Genomic DNA, 17,859 nt, shown 5'->3' on the forward strand with positions numbered 1-17,859 from the left:
GGCGAATGACTTAAAGCTCTAGATTGCACGCAGTTCCTTGCAAACTAAATGTTATAAGTCATTAACAAATAAGCGTGCATCGCACTTTCATCCGGTGGCATTGTATAGATAAATGTATACAATATAGAGTAACTCTCATGAATTATTCTCGACTTACCCAACTCGACTAAACAAGGGCCCTTATCTCTATGACAGCTCTCAAAAATTCTGTCTCCAAAGGTGTAAAAACGAAAGTAACAGGCCAGACTCAAGACGATGTTGTTTACTGCCATATCTTCGACGCAATACTAGAACAAAGGCTACCACCAGCCACTAAATTAAGTGAAGAAGCCCTAGCAGAAATCTTTGGTGTTAGCCGTACAATCATCCGTCGTGCCTTGCTACGTCTATCTTTAGAACAAGTTGTGGTGATCCGTCCAAACCGAGGGGCAATGATTGCTGCGCCAACGGTAGACGAAGCCAAACAGATATTTAAAGCGCGTGAAGTGATGGAAATCGCTATCACCGAACTTGCAGTGAAAAACGCGACCAAAGCTCAAATCGAAGAATGTAGAAAATTAGTAGCGAAAGAGAATTGCGCCTTTGACCAAGGTGATTACGGCTCTGGCTTACGACTGTCTGGTGAGTTCCACATCAAACTGGCTGAAATGGCAGAGAACGCACCACTTCTCGCCTTCCAACGCAGTTTAGTGTCACAAACTTCACTGCTGATCGCTCAATACGAAACAGGTAATCATTCAAACTGTTCTTTAGATGAGCACTCTGGGTTACTTGATGCGATTGAATCAGGCAATGAAGAGCAAGCAGTAGAGTTGATGCAAGAGCACTTAAGCCACATCCGTTCAAAGCTCAATTTAGACAGCAGCACAGCTTCTAGCGATCTACATGTGGTGTTCTCTGATCTGCTCAAGAGCAAATCATAGCCGTATCAACGATATAGCGATGCTAAGAACATTACAGCACAAACATTAGCAACCACCTGTTAACAAATAGAGAGAAGTGAGCGCCTGTACTCACTTCTCTTTTTTATGCCCCACCTTCTCTAACTCGGTACAAAAATCGATACCACTTATTCTTAAAACCCTATCAAATCTGGCCTGAACCGCTAACTTAGCCTCAGTAATGCATTCCCCGCCTACCCTACAAACCCTGCCGTTATTTTGTATACATCGCCATCAATTCATTCACATTATCAAACTGATTGATACTTCGGACAACCCTTTATAAAACAATCAAATAGAGTCGATAATTTATTGTATACAATTTCAACTAGCGCCTCTTTGTTGCATTTTTGTGAATAAATAGTTGACCACAGGGTCAGGATGGATAATTATTGACCTAGAAGTCAAAAAGAATACACATGGAAATATGTCGATATACAAGGAGGTCTCTTGATTACTTTTTTGCTCAATCAGGAAATAAGACGTGAAGACAATCTGTCACCTAACATGACAGTGCTCAACTACCTTCGTACCAAGATCAATAAGACGGGTACCAAAGAAGGTTGTGGGTCAGGCGACTGCGGCGCATGTACGGTAGTTCTAGGTGAAGTAGTGGATGGACAGCTGCAATACCGTTCGGTGAATTCTTGCCTAACTTTTGTGTCAGCGCTGCATGGTAAGCAACTGATCACGGTAGAAGATTTGCAAAACAAAGACCGCTCTCTGCATCCAGTGCAAAAAGCAGTGGTGGATTTTCACGGTTCACAGTGTGGTTACTGCACACCGGGCTTCATCATGTCGATGTTTGCGCTAGGTAAGAACAAACCCGATGCGAGCAAAGAAGACGTCATGGAATCACTGGCGGGTAACCTATGTCGCTGTACTGGCTACCGCCCAATTGTTGATGCTGCGATGTCACTTTCAACAGACCAACCTTTGATAGACCAATTTGCTGAACTTGAACGCAACACCATCAAGAAATTAGAAAGCATTCAAGACACTGAGGCTAACTTACGCCTTGGTCACCTCACGGCTTTTTCCCCGAAAAGCACCGATGAGTTGGCCAAGCTTTTTCAAGCACATCCGAACGCTAAGCTGGTTGCTGGCGGTACGGATTTAGCACTGGAAGTGACTCAATTCCATCGTGAGATTGAAACACTGATCAGCGTAAACCTTGTTGAAGACATGAAGGTATGTGAAGAGACAGACACCGACTTAATCATTGGTGCCAACCTTCCAATCAGTGACTCTTACTCACTACTGAAAAAACACTACCCAGATTTTGGTGAGCTACTGCACCGCTTTGCATCGCTGCAAGTGCGTAACCAAGGCACCATTGGCGGTAATGTTGCGAATGCTTCACCTATCGGTGATACCCCTCCTCTGCTGATTGCTCTCGATGCGAAAATCAAACTTCGCTGCGGCGACGAGTCACGCACGATGCCGATTGAAGATTACTTCATCAGCTACAAAGTGACGGCGCAGAAACAGAGTGAATTCATTGAACAGATCATCATTCCTAAGCCAACCAACGACAGTTTCCGAGCTTACAAACTGTCTAAACGTTTAGACGATGACATCTCCGCGGTGTGTGGTGCGTTTGATATTCAAATCGAAGATGGCAACGTTTCTTACGCTCGTATCGCTTTCGGCGGTATGGCAGCAACGCCTAAGCGCGCAACTCGTTGTGAAAATACGTTATTAGGCAAACCGTGGACAGACGCTAATATTAAGTTAGCGATGCAGGAACTGTATAACGACTTTGAGCCGCTCTCTGATTTCCGTGCAAGCCAAGAATACCGTTCATTGTCGGCGGCCAACATGCTGCGTCGCTACTTCATTGAACAACAGAACAAAAGCAACCAAATCGAAACAAGGGTAACGTCTTATGTCTAAATCAAACGAGCATGCGATGACCCACGAAGAAATGGTTACCATTGCAAAACAAGACCTAAAAACTGGCGTGGGTAAAAGCGTTAAACACGACAGTGCAGCCAAGCAAGTAACGGGCGAAGCGGTATACATTGATGACCGCCTAGAGTTCCCAAATCAGCTGCATGTATACGCACGCCTGAGCACACAAGCACACGCGAACATCACCAAGATAGATTTATCACCGTGTTACGAATTTGAAGGTGTGGCGATTGCTATTCAAGCCAAAGACGTACCGGGTGAACTGGATATCGGCGCAATCCTACCGGGTGACCCGCTACTTGCGGATGGCAAAGTAGAGTATTACGGCCAACCTGTGATTGCTGTGGCAGCTAACGACTTAGAAACCGCACGTAAAGCCGCACACGCCGCCATTATTGAATACGAAGAACTACCTGCCATTCTTGATGTGAAAGAAGCGCTAGCAAAAGAGCACTTCGTGACAGAAAGCCACACTCAACAGCGTGGTGATTCAAAAGCAGCACTGGCAAAAGCAAAACACGTGATCTCTGGCGACCTAGAGATCGGCGGCCAAGAGCACTTCTATCTAGAAACCCAAATCAGTAGCGTGATGCCAACCGAAGATGGCGGCATGATCGTCTACACCTCGACTCAAAACCCGACCGAAGTTCAAAAGCTGGTTGCGGAAGTGATTGGCGTGCCGATGCACAAAGTCGTGATTGATATGCGTCGTATGGGTGGTGGTTTCGGTGGTAAAGAGACTCAAGCGGCCTCTCCAGCTTGTATGGCAGCGGTTATCGCGAGCCTAACCGGTCGACCAACAAAAATGCGTTTGCTGCGTAGTGAAGACATGCAGCAAACCGGTAAACGCCACCCGTTCTACAACCAATATACCGTCGGTTTTGACGACAATGGTGTGATTCAAGGTGCCGATATTACCGTTGCAGGCAACTGTGGTTACTCGCCAGACTTATCAAGTTCTATCGTAGACCGTGCAATGTTCCACTCAGACAACGCCTATTATCTAGGTGATGCAACTGTGGTCGGTCACCGATGCAAAACCAACACAGCATCGAATACCGCATACCGTGGCTTTGGTGGTCCGCAAGGCATGATGACCATTGAACACATCATGGATGAGATTGCGCGTTACCTGAAAAAAGATCCTTTGGAAGTACGTAAGGCAAACTACTACGGCGAAGAAGGCCGTAACGTGACCCACTACTACCAAACCGTTGAAGACAACTTTTTACCTGAGATAACCGAACAGCTTGAGCGCAGCAGTGACTATCACGCACGTCGTAAAGAAATTGCCGAGTTCAACAAGCAAAGCCCTATATTGAAGAAAGGCTTAGCGATCACACCAGTGAAATTCGGTATCTCATTTACTGCGACTTTCTTGAACCAAGCAGGTGCGCTCATCCATATCTACACCGATGGCAGTATTCATTTGAATCACGGTGGTACGGAAATGGGGCAAGGCTTGAACATCAAAGTGGCACAAATCGTTGCACAGGAGTTCCAAGTCGATGTCGAACGTATCCAGATCACCGCTACAAACACAGACAAAGTTCCGAACACATCACCAACCGCAGCCTCATCGGGCGCCGACCTCAACGGTAAGGCCGCGCAAAACGCCGCAATAACCATTAAACAGCGCTTGATCGACTTTGCTTCTTCACACTTCAAAGTGTGGCCTGAAGAAGTCATCTTCAAGAACGGTATGGTGCAGATCCGCGATGAGATCATGACCTTCAACTCATTTGTTGAACTGGCTTGGTTTAATCAAATTTCGCTTTCGAGCACCGGCTTCTATCGCACGCCGAAGATCTTCTACGATCACGAGAAGGCACGCGGTCGCCCGTTCTACTACTACGCATACGGCGCATCTTGTTCAGAGGTTATCGTTGATACCCTAACGGGCGAAAACAAGATTCTACGTGTCGATATTCTGCATGATGTGGGCGCTTCGTTGAACCCAGCGATTGATATCGGCCAAGTCGAAGGCGGCTTTGTGCAAGGTGTTGGCTGGTTGACTACAGAAGAACTGGTATGGAACCAACAAGGTCGCTTAATGACCAACGGCCCTGCAAGTTACAAGATCCCAGCGATTGCTGATATGCCGATTGATTTCAGAACGCACCTTTTGGAAAACCGTAGCAACCCAGAAGACACAGTATTCAACTCGAAAGCCGTGGGTGAGCCACCTTTCATGTTGGGTATGTCGGTATGGAGTGCATTGAAAGATGCGATTAGCTACGTAGCCGTTGATGGCGCGATTCCTAAGCTGAACACACCAGCAACGCCAGAGCGCATTCTGATGGCGATTCAGGAAGTCTCTGAAACAGCCCCGACTTCGGTCGATGCTCAATCAGAAACGGCTTAATAAGGCTGATATAGCTTACCGTTTGCGCAAATAGACATCTAGGGAAGCATAAAAGGGATTTAGGAGGACATATGTTTAAGGATAATTGGATTCACGAACTGGCAAAACTGGAAGAGAACTACGAACCATGTGTCATGGTGACAGTGCTTGAAGACAGAGGCTCAGTGCCGCGAGATGCGGGAACCAAGATGCTTGTCACTCGTGACCGAATCATCGCCACGATTGGTGGTGGTCACCTTGAACATGTGGCCACCAAAATGGCGCGCGAAATGCTGATTGCCAGCGAAAAATCGCTCAAAGTGGAACGCTTCAACCTCGGTGCTCGTTTAGGCCAATGTTGTGGCGGAATGGCAACATTAAGCTTTGAACCGATTGGCACTCAGCAGAATCACCTTGTGCTATTCGGCGCCGGCCATGTGGCTAAGGCGCTGCTGCACATTGTCGCGACCCTACCCTTCCGTGTGACCTGGATTGATGAACGTGAAGAAGTGTTCCCTGACACACTTCCTCACGGTGTCAAAAAGTTAGTCACCGACGATCCGGTTGGCGAAGTTAAACACATGCCACCGAACAGCTACTACCTAGTAATGACCCACAACCACCAGCTTGATTTCGATTTGACTAAGGCCATCATCGACCGTGAAGACAGCCGTTACTTCGGCATGATCGGCTCGCTGACTAAGCGCAAGAAGTTCGATTTCCGCTTAGAACAGCGCGGCTACAGCCAAGAACAGATAGAAACTATGCTTTGCCCGATTGGTATTAGCGCGGTGAATGGCAAACATCCTGCCGAAATTGCGGTATCGGTTGCAGGTGAACTGATCGCACACTATCAAGGTCAAGCACTTGAACAAAAGCGCCCAACCAAACAATATCGAAATCAGGATTTGACCGATCAACACAGTCAACCAAGCGATGTAGGCGAACCACCATTGGAAGAGAAGATCGCCTAATAAAAGTCGCAAAGCTTCAGTGACCATCACGTCGCTGAAGTCATTAAAAGGAAGTAAACATGACAACGCAACGCAAAGCTTATCGCGCCAGTATTTTACACAGCGTAGCCGACCCAAAAGACGTCGGTATCGATGAGTCTTACGACTATTTTGAAGACGGTGTTTTAGTGGTTGAGAACGGCCACATCGTCGATTTAGGCCATGCCGATGACGTATTGGCGCGTCAGCCTAATACACTCGAAGTAAAAGAATACAAAGATAAGCTGATCACCTCTGGCTTTATTGATACGCACATCCACTACCCTCAAACGGGGATGATCGCATCTTACGGTGAGCAGCTACTCGATTGGTTAGAGAATTACACCTTCCCTGAAGAAAAACGCTTCAAAAACCCAGTCTATGCGCACAAAGTGGCGAAGCTATTCCTAGACGAACTAGCAAGCAACGGTACCACCACTGCACTCGTGTTCGGCACCGTGCACAAAGAGTCGGTCAATGTGTTCTTCGAAGAAGCTGAAAAACGTAACCTACGTATGATCGCGGGTAAGGTTTTGATGGATCGCAACGCGCCTGATTACCTCACCGACACGCCAGAATCTGGCTATGAAGATTCAAAAGAACTCATCGAAAAGTGGCACAACCGTGGCCGCTTGCACTACGCAGTAACACCACGTTTCGCGCCTACCAGTACCCCAGAACAATTGGCAACGGTTGGTAAGCTATTAGAAGAGTATCCAGACGTATACATGCACACCCACCTTTCTGAAAACAAGAAAGAGATCGACTGGGTTCTAGAATTGTTCCCCGAACGCGACAGCTATTTAGATGTGTATGACCACTATGGCTTGCTGCATAAGCGTTCGGTATTCGCACACGGTATTCACCTATCAGACTGCGAATGCAAACGCCTAGCGGATACCGATTCTGCAATCGCCTTCTGCCCTACTTCAAACCTGTTTTTAGGCTCTGGCTTATTCAAGCTGCCAAAAATGGAAGAGCACGGCATTCGTGTTGGGATGGGAACAGACGTTGGCGCCGGTACCAGCTTCTCTATTCTGCAAACCATGAGCGAAGCGTACAAAATCATGCAGCTTCAACAAGAGAAACTACACCCAGTTAAATCATTGTTCTTAGCAACTCTGGGTGGCGCACGCTCGCTGCATTTAGAAGACAAGATCGGTAACCTAGAAGTCGGTAAAGAAGCAGATTTCGTCGTGTTGGATCTGCACGCAACACAACTGATGCGCTTTAGAATGGAACAAGCGACCAAGCTCGAAGAGAAACTGTTCGTGCTAATGAGTTTAGGTGACGATAGAACCGTCAGCGAAACTTACATCTACGGTGAAAAAGCCTACGACGTGAACTTCAAAGATTACAAAAAACTCGTTAGCTAGCGCGCTAACAATGAACACATGCTAGGTAACCTTTGTTGTTAAAGAATCCGTCCAGATTCCCCTAGCTTTTAAAGACCAGTCGTTAACTCCGCTGGTCTTTTTTTGTCCTTAATTCAAAGAAATACAAATTATTACTCGTGGTGTGCTCAACACCCATGACGAAGACGCTTTATGTTGATAGGTTAAGTGTCAGTAGATTAAATGCTATTAGGTCGAAGTTTTCCGTTTAAAACAGAACCAACACTCCACTTAGAAAGGAATTCTATGTTCGAACAGGTCGTCAGCATTCTGTTTCCCGTTTTTGCACTCGCCAGTGCTGGCTTTGCTGTCGGTCGTTGGCTCAAGCCCGATTTCAAACCGATCAATCGCATTAATATGGATGTTTGTATTCCAGCTTTGGTGTTTGCATCACTGACCACCATGCCGCTCGACACCGAACAGTTGCCACTCATCTCCGCCTCTTTGGTCGCGGTATTAGTGCCAGCTTTGTTGATGATTCCGATCTGTAAACTGTTTAAGCTCAACTTCAAAGCTTGGGCTCCACCACACATGTTTCGCAACAGTGGCAACCTCGCGATTCCCCTGTTCACGTATACCTTTGGCGAAAGCGCATTAGCCCCAGCGGTACTGCTGTTTGTGGTGTCGGCGTGTGTTCATATCAGTGTGGGCTTGGCGTTACTAAGCGAAGGCAACCCAATCAAACAGATCCTCAAGATGCCGATATTTTTAGCGGCAGCATTGGCGATGACACTGAACTTGTCCGGCATTGCGGTGTGGAACCCAATCTACGAAGCAACGTCACTGCTTGGGCAAGCCGCTGTCCCTATCATGCTGTTGTCACTGGGTTCGCAAATGGTCAACTTGAGGCTAAGCGGGTTGAAAGTCGGCTTATTGTGTACCGCTCAATCGCTGTTTACTGGAGCCATCGCTTTTACCATCATCTACTTCTTTATTCCGCTGCCAACACTGCACCTGCAAATGATGGTGCTGTTCACCATGCTGCCACCCGCAGTAATGAACTACCTGTTCGCAGAACGCTTCAATGTCGAGCCACCCAAGGTCGCGTCTATGGTGCTATTTGGCAACTTCCTGAGTGTAGTCACCTTACCTATCTTGCTGTCGTTCGCGCTGTCTTTGTCGAGTTAGTTTTTTACGCATTTATCCAGTTTAAGCTCTGCCGTTACTTTAGTAAGGCGCAGAGCTATTGCAAAGCAGACTAAGTAAGGGCTCACATACCAGAAGATACTTTCTAACGGTTGCTTCACCTGCGCTTCTCTGGTTTTTATGTATTGGTTTTTCTGCTTCTCATACTGACTCAGCATACCATCCACCCACACCGCATCACTTTCAACCAGCGATACACTAGGCGCAGGAACCGTAAAATCCGATGCGTTGGGTAACAAGGTGAAATCAACATCTTTGAACGTCATTGCGGTGTTCAAATACCACAAACACGCTTCATGATGCTGAGCCTGGTTATCTAAAGATGGTTGACCTGTGCAGATATCACTTCTCAGCTTATCCAAAGAAAACTTCTGAACCGATTCTAGAATCACCACCGCTCTGGTTTGTTCTGTTTCAACCCAATCACCCGCCACTTTCGCACGAATCTCAGACACTGCACCGAGCATCCCGATCCCTGCCAATAATGGCCACAAATAGTCCATCAATTTCCATTTACGTCGGCTCAAGTTGAACCCACACCAAATGGGAAGGTGTAAAAGGAGCGTTAGCCCAAGCGATAGCAAAACGAAATTCAAGGAGCTAGAGAGCATGAGTTCGCTATCAAAGAAGTTCTTCATAATGAGAGACTTGCCTGTATAACAAAGAGAAATTTGATACTAAATTCGATATTTGAAAGGAGTGTGAGGGGAAAGTAAAAACAGCACCAAAAGTTAGAGTTTGGATGAATAATATCCGATTGAAACTTGTCGCTATTTCATAGCCAATACATGCTGGATAAAACTCGACTTATTTTCGTGGCACTCATCTGAGGATATAAGTTCCAACATACACAGTTCAAGTGTTCTCAACGCGTCGAGTTTCCTTTGAAAGCGAGTGTTGTGAGTGACTCTATAGCATCTTCAAGCTCACGTAACTCAACACCAACTAAGATATCTAAGTCACCCTTAGATACGGCAGCTGGACCGAAGACGCTAACATTGTGCGTTAGCGTTTTCATGTAGTTCAATTCCCAATGAATATTGCCATTCAATTAAAGGGAGGGGAGATGGCGATAGATATCCTGGAACGGCGCTGGTTTGCCCAAAAAGTACCCTTGAACAAACTTGCAACCTAGCCCCTTTAAAAGGGTTAATTGACTCTCAGTTTCAACCCCCTCAGCTATGACATCTAGATCTAATTTTTCTGCCAGACTGATCGCGGTTTGAGTGAGAATAGAACAACCTTTATCGTGCATAATATCTTTAATAAACGAGCGATCTATTTTCAGGTAATCTAGCTCTTGACTAAGTAAGTTTCCAAATGAAGCATAACCAGTACCAAAATCATCAATAGCCAACTTAATACCACTTTGTTTTAATTTATCAAGAACTTGCTTTGCGATTGGGTTATCGTCAAGAGATACCGACTCGGTAATCTCGACAACAATTGCACTCACTGGTAACTGGTAGTGATTCAATACTTCGATAATCGAATTATGCTGAAGCTCTACTGCATTGAGCTCTTTTATTGAGCGATTAATTGAAAATACAGTATCTGTATAACCTTGGTTGTGCAGTGTAACTAAATCGGCGCACGCTTGATCCAGAATACAGCGGCCAAGTGGAATAATCAGGTCGTATTCTTCGGCAATACCTATAAACTCAAAAGGGGAAATATATTCATTTCCATGCTTCCAACGAGCTAATGCCTCGAACTTTTTGACCACCTTACTCTCGGTATGATAAATCGGCTGATAGTAAACTTGAATATGCTTTTCTTTAATTGCGGCTTCCAGTGCCACTTTCAGCTTTAATCTACGAACAGATTGATCTTCCAATTCTGAAGTATAAACAACTGGCTGGCCATCTCGAATTTTTGATTTCTCTAGTGCTAGTTTCGCCTGCATCATCGGATTGGCTTCAGAGACATTATTTAAGGTGGTAGAAACACCTACATTCCAACCAATGGATATAGTCCTCCCTAAGATTGAGTAACTTACTAGAAGCTCACGACGGATGTCTTTGCATAAACTGAGTACATCTTCAATTGGCATTTCATCGATAACAATAGCAAACTCGTCGGAACCATAACGACATGCTGCTATACACTGTTCACCCATGACTTGACCTAACCGCTCTGCAACCGAAGAGAGCAATTGGTCGCCAATCTCATCACCATGTATTTGGTTAATCAATGAGAAACCTTTTATATCAAATAAAGCTACTGAAATTTTCTCGCCACTAAGTAGCCAGTCTTCAATGTCTTGAATAAAAATTTGTCTGTTCTTAAGTCCAGTAACAAACTCATACTTCTGATACTGTTCAATCTTTTTCTCATTATTCTTTCGTCGTGTGATATCCCTAAACACCGCAATATAATGCGATATAGCGCGATTCTCATCCTTCAATGTGGTAATGCTCAAACGCTCAGGGAAAATCGTTCCATGACAAGTTTTATTCCATAGTTCACCTTCCCAACGTCCATTACTCTCGAGGTCCGCCCACATTTTCTTGTAGAAATCAGGCTCCTGTAAACCAGAAGAAAACAAGGATGGGTTTTTGCCCATCAGCTCTTCTCTACAATAGCCTGTAAGTTCTTCAACACGATCATTTAGCTGAACAATTTTATTTTCTGCATCAGTAATTAGTATCGCATCATTGCTTTGATTCAATGCTTCACAAGCCATATTAAACTCATGCGTAAGCTCTTGATGCAAAGTAATATTCTGTATGACCCACTCGATACTGGTAAGTACACCTTGCTCATCAAAGTTATTGTGACAAATTAGCTTAAGGTGCTTATTCACTGGCGATTCATCTTTACTCACGATCGCTACTGATGGGTTATCTAGGTTAGATAGTACTGTTGCTATATATTCAGAGGCTCTTTCAGAATCCGTGAAAATATAGGTCGAAAACAGGAACTCGAGTGATGGTAATTGATATGGGTCTACAGCAAGAACTCTCCAAAAATTGGGGCTAAACTCAAAAGTTTGCCTTTGAATATCCCATTGGAAAAAACCCAAATCACTCAATGACTCAACGTGCTCAAACTGTCTTATAAGCCTTTGATTATTTTGGTTAAGTTTGTTTTGGTATAGCTCCTGTCCAAGGATGTATCCCAATTGTTCGATCAGCTGATTATCCAACTCTAGATTCGGCATAGCTCTATCATAAAGCATGACAACCAAACCCACTCTTTCGCCATTACGAGCAGTTAATGGTAAACCTATATATGCTTGAGCACACAACACTTCTAGTGCAATATCTTTAGGGAATTTCTTTTGGATATCAGAGGAGTAAAAGCAGTAATTACTTAAGCCTTTTAACGCAATGTCACAAGGTGTCTCTAGTAAAGGGTACGAAAAGTTTTCTACTAACCTCCCCTCTTGCAAGTAGCAATTAGTATAGGCAATGGAGTCGTCGCGATTAGTATCAGCAATAAAGCAATGATTAGGTTTGTATTTTTTATATATCAAGTTTAACGAACTATAGAATAATTCAGAGCTCGACTTGGCCTTAAGCAACCCTTGTAATAAGTGCTCCATTACGCATCCAGAAAAGTATTAGTTTAGCGAATGATAATATAATCATTGGTGCCTAGCTATTAGTCCTTAGTCAGGTTGATACATTTGTTGTTGTAGTTCTCACTTTTCGCTGGATTAATAGACATATTTAACAAGAAGCCTGTTCACATACAACATAGCCCCTTATGCAGCCAAAAACAAAAAGCCCCGGTTATAGGAACCGGGGAAACAGGGTGGGATGAGTTTGGCGCGTGCCCGAAACCAAACTCTCCCCAAGCCTCACCTAAGACTCATGCTCTTAGGTAAAGGATTCACATCATTATTGAAGCGTAGCGCCTTGCTCTACCCATGTGCCGATGAGTGCGCGTTCTTCGTCGGTCATTTGAGTCATGTTGCCGAGCGGCATCACCTTGGTTGTTACGGTTTGAGCAACAATCCTTGGTACGTTGGCTTTAATCTCTTCTGGGGTATCAAACATCACACCGGCTGGCGCCGCAGCAAAAGCGGCATGGCTTGGGGTTGATGAGTGACACACAGAACAGCGCTCTTGAATGACTTTGTTGATAGTTTCAAAGCTTACGCCTGCGCTATCAGTTTGCATTGCGTGGTCTGCTAGTACAGCTTGAGAACTAGCCGTAGTTGAAGCTGTGCCGTTCGAAACAACCTCTTCTGTCGCCGATTCAGTCGAGCTTACTTGCACTTCTTGAACCACTGGCGCTTGTACAACCGGAGTCATCTGTTTTTTCGCGTAAGGTGAGGTAACAAACGCGAGAGTAATCATACCCAATGCCGCTACAGGTACTGTCCATGCAAACTTTTGGCTACCATGACGCGTGTTGAAGTAGTGACGCACTAAGATACTGAAGATCGCTAGCCCAGCAAGAATCAGCCAGTTGTATTCCGAGCCATAAGTACTTGGGAAGTGGTTACTGATCATGATGAACAGCACTGGCAGTGTCATGTAGTTGTTGTGACGAGAACGCAGTAGACCTTTCGCTGGCAGTGCAGGATCCGGTTCGCGCTTCTCTTCAATCGCTTTCACCAAGTTACGCTGTGCAGGCATGATAACGCGGAATACGTTACCCACCATGATGGTACCAATAATTGCGCCAACGTGGATGTAAGCACCACGGCCACTGAACACTTGAGTTAGGCCATATGTCGCAGCGACGAGCAGCACAAACAGCACGACACCAAGCAGCACTGGAGTTTTACCTAATGGTGAGTCACACAGTAGGTCGTAGATAAACCAACCGGCAACGAATGAACCAATACCAATCGCGATTGCAGTGGTTGAATCAAGACCAGAGCCCGGTGCAATCAGGTAAATCTCAGCGTTAAGGTAGTAAACCACACCCAGTAGACACACACCGGTGATCCACGTGAAGTAAGCTTCCCATTTGAACCAGTGCAGGTGCTCTGGCATCTCTGGTGGTGCCAATTTGTATTTTTCTAGGTGATAAATACCACCACCGTGAATTGCCCATAAGTCGCCAGAAAGGCCCGTTTTTGGGTTTACTCGGTTAAGGTTGTTCTCTAACCAAACAAAGTAAAATGATGCGCCTATCCACGCAACACCAACAATCATGTGAGCCCAGCGTATTGCTAAGTTCAACCACTCTGTAATATGCGGATCCATAATAAACTCCTGTATCACAACGCTTTAGCTAAGCGTTGCTCTTCCTTATTGTCGTCCGTAGGCAGATCGTCCAAATGCAATGCCACTCGATCGTTGTCGAAATAAACTTCATCACAGTTGTGTCCTTCGCCGCCTCTATCGACGATCAAGAACTGGTCTTGATCGGTTAGGGCGAGAACTGGGTGGTGCCACACCCCTTTGTGATAGTTCACTCCTTGACGGCCGTTGCTCAAGAAAGCTCGGCTATTGGCTAATGTTGGATCATCGCCTTTTGGCGCAACAACAATTAAATAGGGTTGACCAAGTAATGGAATGAATGCCTGAGAGCCAAGTGGATGACGCTCTAACATTTTGATGGTCAGTGGGTAGCTCAACGGCGTGGCTTGGAAGATACTGATGATGGCTTCTCCGCCTTGGTCTTGCACATCCGTTGTCGCTAACTTGTGGTAGCGACGTGTTGATCCACTGTTGATCATGAAGAAATCACTATTATCGGACTCGATAACATCGCCGAACTCTGCAAAAGCCTGCTTGGTTAACGGTTCGATTGATAAACGACGTATTCCATTACTCATACTCATTTCCTTACCTATTTCGCTTTCGTACCAAATAGACGCAAACGGCTGATACCACCATCTGGGAATATGTTTGCACGTACGTGGGTAATCGCACCAACGTCGTTAACCTCAGAAATGAATTCATGAATCTCGTGTGCTTGCAGCTTTTGTGCAGGCAAGAGTTCACGCCAGAATAGGCTTTGTGTTTCTACTTGATCGTCTGTACCGCCTTTCACGTAAGCCGCTTGAATCGAACAGCTGTCTGGGTAGTTACCTTTAAAGTGGGCAGTATCCACAACGATACGTTCGATATTACCTGGATGGCCTAGTGCCACGATAACCCAGTCATTACCCGGTGTACGACGACGTGCTGTTTCCCAACCGTCACCCATGTTTTCGCCGCGGCCTGGGCCTAAGATATTGGCTTTGTTGCCATAGTGCTCGTCGCTACATGCGAGTGCTCGACCACCGTGTTCAACGGCTGCCAGGTCAACTTGTTGCTGAGAATCTATTGCGTCCCAATCCACGCTTGGTCGGCCGTAAACACGTAGGCGTGCGACACCGCCGTCTGGGTAGATGTTCAAACGTAGGTGCGTAAATACTTGGTCACTTTCGATGTCTTCAAGATGATGATGATCACCTTGTAGTGCCATTGAAGGCAGAATTTCTTGCCACTCTGTTGAGTCAGTTGGCTCACCTTGTGGTGAATAACACGCGTCAATTGATGCCGAAGGTGGGAAGTTACCTGTGAAGAATGAGGTATCAATATCAACGCCAGCAATGGTGCCAGCTAGGCCAAGGCGAACGACACAGTAGTCGTAACCTTCGCCGCGTTTACGTCTGCTTTCCCAGCCGTCCATCCACTTGCCGTTGTCGTCGTATAAGTCGTCTTTCCACTCGGGCGCTGCGTGGCTGAGTAGACGGCTTTTATCTGCGAAAAAATCGTCGGTTGCGAAGATAGCTTCTGCGCCGAGTTTTTCGTCTGCAAGGTTTATGTATTGTTCAAATGTTTGGGTCATGTCCGTGTAATCCTATCCAATTAATCAAGTAATAATAAAATGAGAACTTAGTAGCTTATTCGCTTATAAAGCGTGCTCTTAGCGCACTAAGACTGGGCTGAGATAGCTGTTAACTCCGTTAACTTACATATCCCAGAGACGAAACATCGCGATCTTGTTGATCTCTTGAATCGCCGTAGCAAACTCAGTTTCACTATCATTTCCTAATCGCATCTCGAACGACTCAAGAATTTGGTAACGATTGGCTCCCTTCACCGCCATGATAAAAGGGAAATTGAAGCGACTTTTGTAGCTGTTGTTGTAAGAAGTGAATTTTTCAAATTCTTCGGCGCTGCACTGGTCAATGCCCGCCCCCGCTTGTTCTTTGGTCGACGACTCTGTGAGTTCGCCGTTTACTGCTGCTCGGCCGGCTAAATCCGGGTGAGCGTTGATCAAAGCCAACTGTTTGCCTTGATCGGCATTTAACAAGGTCGATGCCATTTTTAGATGAAGATTCTCAATATGATCATCTTCGGCATTCAAACCTAGGTCATACACCGCTTCAGCAACCCATGGGCTGTGTTCGTAAACATCAGCAAAGTGCGCGATAAAGGTATCGCGGCTCATGGTTGTTGGTTGGCAAGATCGAAATTCAGTCACGTTAAGCCTCCTTGCTGTTCGTTCTAATTTTGTTGTCCGTTGTATGGGTGATGTTGGTGCCAGTGGTTCGCGATATCGATTCGACGACATAGCCACACGCTGTCGTGCTGTTTAACGTAATCTAGGAAACGTCTTAACGCAGCAATACGACCAGGGCGACCAATCAGCCGACAGTGCAACCCAACCGACATCATTTTCGGTGCGGTTTCGCCTTCCATATAAAGGGTGTCAAAAGTGTCTTTTAGATACTGGAAGAACTGTTCACCTGAGTTGAAACCTTGCGCGGTAGAAAAACGCATGTCGTTCACATCGAGTGTGTAAGGGATCACCAATTGAGGGTGACCCGTTTCGGTATGCCAATAAGGCAGGTCATCATCGTAGGCATCTGAGTCATAAAGAAAGCCGCCTTCTTCTGCAACCAAGCGACGAGTATTTGGGCCCGTTCGGCCTGTGTACCAGCCTTGTGGGCGTTGCCCAGTCACTTGCTGGATGATCTCAATCGCTTTGGTCATGTGATCACGCTCTTCAGACTCATCAATGTATTGATAGTCTATCCAGCGGTAGCCGTGGCTACAGATTTCGTGCCCCGCTTCGACCATGGCTTTGGCAACGTCCGGATGACGTTCAATGGCCATAGCGACGGCAAATACGGTCAGTGGGATTTCATATTCATCGAACAAGCGAAGAACACGCCATACACCCGCACGGCTGCCATATTCATAGATGGATTCCATGCTGATGTGACGTTCGCCTTTGATCGGTTGTGCTGACGGGATCTCTGAAAGAAAGGCTTCAGACTCGTCGTCTCCATGTAACAAACAACGCTCACCGCCCTCTTCATAGTTCAATACAAAAGAAACCGCGACGCGCGCATTACCTGGCCATTGAGGGTTTGGAGGGTTAGCTCCGTAACCGATCAAATTTCTTGAATAATCCTTATTCATCCAAGTACTCCTAACATAAGTGGTTGGCTTAGCCGCTCTTTAAGTGAGTCACCAAATGATTCAACCAAATGGATTCTCGATAAACAGAGCAACCTTACCCCTGTACATTTATTGTATACAATTATTTATCTCAATGTAAAGATTTTGTTATTCAAGTTAAATTAACGCACCATTACCAATTAAAAACAACAACTTAAGAAAAACAAAACTCACCAAAAAACGGTAATCAAGATCTATAAAGTCAGAAAAAACGACACAATGGTTAACATTTCCCCAACAATTCGCTTTACTAATTGTGTACAGTTCGTACATAGTTAGTGATAACAAAGTGACCAGTTGCATTCTTTGCAAGGTCGAAACAGACAGATAAACCACGGAACAGAGGAGCGCCAAAAGCGCTATTAAAGGACTATGGGAAGATTAACAACACACGTATTAGACACCACGCACGGCTTACCAGGTGCAGAGATCAAGGTAGAGCTTTATAAGGTCAATGAAGACTCAACAGAAAAGCTGGCGACGGTGATCACCAACTCCGATGGCCGAACCGATGCGCCGATTCTGGCAGGGAATGATTTCCGGCCGGGGAAATATCAATTGGTGTTCTACGTTGCGGATTATTACAAAAGCAAAGGTGTGGAATTGGATGGCGTACCTTTCCTAGACGATGTGGTCATTCGTTTTGGTCTAGATGATCCAGAAGCGCATTATCACGTTCCTCTTCTCGTCTCGCCTTACAGTTTCTCAACCTATCGGGGCAGTTAGTCCCGTGACCTAGCACTTCGAACTAGGCTCAACCGTCGA

14 protein-coding genes and 1 pseudogene are annotated in these 17,859 nt (G+C 45.7%); 7 read left to right on the plus strand and 8 right to left on the minus strand.

Annotated features, from left to right (window positions below; genetic code table 11):
- The first annotated feature begins 188 nt into the window (after positions 1-188).
- From QQ041_RS18620 to QQ041_RS18645, 6 genes are all read left to right on the plus strand, one after another.
- The gene (locus QQ041_RS18620; RefSeq protein ID WP_285954759.1) at positions 189-923 is read left to right on the plus strand and encodes a GntR family transcriptional regulator; all 735 of its coding nucleotides are present in this window, start codon (positions 189-191) and stop codon (positions 921-923) included.
- A 468-nt stretch (positions 924-1,391) separates the two neighbouring features.
- The gene (gene xdhA, locus QQ041_RS18625) at positions 1,392-2,837 is read left to right on the plus strand and encodes a xanthine dehydrogenase small subunit (protein WP_285954760.1); all 1,446 of its coding nucleotides are present in this window, start codon (positions 1,392-1,394) and stop codon (positions 2,835-2,837) included.
- The gene (gene xdhB / locus QQ041_RS18630; RefSeq protein WP_192891385.1) at positions 2,830-5,220 is read left to right on the plus strand and encodes a xanthine dehydrogenase molybdopterin binding subunit; all 2,391 of its coding nucleotides are present in this window, start codon (positions 2,830-2,832) and stop codon (positions 5,218-5,220) included. The genes xdhA and xdhB overlap by 8 nt, the downstream gene beginning before the upstream one ends.
- A gap of 71 nt (positions 5,221-5,291) precedes the next feature.
- A complete protein-coding gene (gene xdhC / locus QQ041_RS18635) occupies positions 5,292-6,173 on the plus strand; it encodes a xanthine dehydrogenase accessory protein XdhC (protein WP_285954761.1) in 882 nt (293 codons plus the stop codon).
- Positions 6,174-6,232: 59 nt separating this feature from the next.
- Positions 6,233-7,567 carry a guanine deaminase gene (guaD, locus tag QQ041_RS18640; protein WP_285954762.1) on the plus strand — a complete coding sequence of 445 codons (1,335 nt, stop codon included), beginning with the start codon at positions 6,233-6,235 and terminating at the stop codon, positions 7,565-7,567.
- Between the two features lie 264 nt (positions 7,568-7,831).
- On the plus strand, positions 7,832-8,713 hold the full coding sequence (locus QQ041_RS18645) for an AEC family transporter (RefSeq protein ID WP_239718505.1): 882 nt from the start codon (positions 7,832-7,834) through the stop codon (positions 8,711-8,713).
- Here QQ041_RS18645 and QQ041_RS18650 read toward each other — a convergent pair.
- The 8 genes and pseudogenes from QQ041_RS18650 to puuE form a co-directional block, all read right to left on the minus strand.
- Entirely contained in the window at positions 8,710-9,234 is a 525-nt protein-coding gene (locus QQ041_RS18650) for a hypothetical protein (RefSeq protein WP_285954763.1), read from the minus strand. The genes QQ041_RS18645 and QQ041_RS18650 overlap by 4 nt on opposite strands.
- A 267-nt stretch (positions 9,235-9,501) precedes the next feature.
- Positions 9,502-9,713 (minus strand): annotated as a pseudogene (locus QQ041_RS18655) (hypothetical protein); the annotation flags it as partial.
- 69 nt (positions 9,714-9,782) lie between these two features.
- Positions 9,783-12,278, minus strand: coding sequence for a bifunctional diguanylate cyclase/phosphodiesterase (locus QQ041_RS18660; protein WP_285954764.1), 2,496 nt, complete (start codon positions 12,276-12,278; stop codon positions 9,783-9,785).
- A 298-nt stretch (positions 12,279-12,576) separates the two neighbouring features.
- Positions 12,577-13,896 carry a urate hydroxylase PuuD gene (locus QQ041_RS18665; RefSeq protein ID WP_104215200.1) on the minus strand — a complete coding sequence of 440 codons (1,320 nt, stop codon included), beginning with the start codon at positions 13,894-13,896 and terminating at the stop codon, positions 12,577-12,579.
- A 14-nt stretch (positions 13,897-13,910) separates the two neighbouring features.
- Positions 13,911-14,471: an ureidoglycolate lyase gene (locus QQ041_RS18670; RefSeq protein ID WP_146490274.1), complete on the minus strand. Its 561-nt coding sequence runs from the start codon at positions 14,469-14,471 to the stop codon at positions 13,911-13,913.
- A gap of 14 nt (positions 14,472-14,485) precedes the next feature.
- Entirely contained in the window at positions 14,486-15,472 is a 987-nt protein-coding gene (gene alc, locus QQ041_RS18675; RefSeq protein WP_285954765.1) for an allantoicase, read from the minus strand.
- A 123-nt stretch (positions 15,473-15,595) separates the two neighbouring features.
- On the minus strand, positions 15,596-16,111 hold the full coding sequence (gene uraD, locus QQ041_RS18680; RefSeq protein WP_285954766.1) for a 2-oxo-4-hydroxy-4-carboxy-5-ureidoimidazoline decarboxylase: 516 nt from the start codon (positions 16,109-16,111) through the stop codon (positions 15,596-15,598).
- Positions 16,112-16,134: 23 nt separating this feature from the next.
- Complete coding sequence (gene puuE, locus QQ041_RS18685) at positions 16,135-17,055, minus strand: allantoinase PuuE (protein ID WP_210473430.1); 921 nt, start codon at positions 17,053-17,055, stop codon at positions 16,135-16,137.
- 411 nt (positions 17,056-17,466) lie between these two features.
- Here puuE and uraH point away from each other — a divergent pair, with 411 nt between their 5' ends.
- Positions 17,467-17,820, plus strand: coding sequence for a hydroxyisourate hydrolase (gene uraH, locus QQ041_RS18690; RefSeq protein WP_004732855.1), 354 nt, complete (start codon positions 17,467-17,469; stop codon positions 17,818-17,820).
- Positions 17,821-17,859: the final 39 nt, after the last annotated feature.

The organism is Vibrio sp. TMPB1044, from assembly GCF_030442075.1.
GTDB lineage: Bacteria > Pseudomonadota > Gammaproteobacteria > Enterobacterales > Vibrionaceae > Vibrio > Vibrio satsumensis.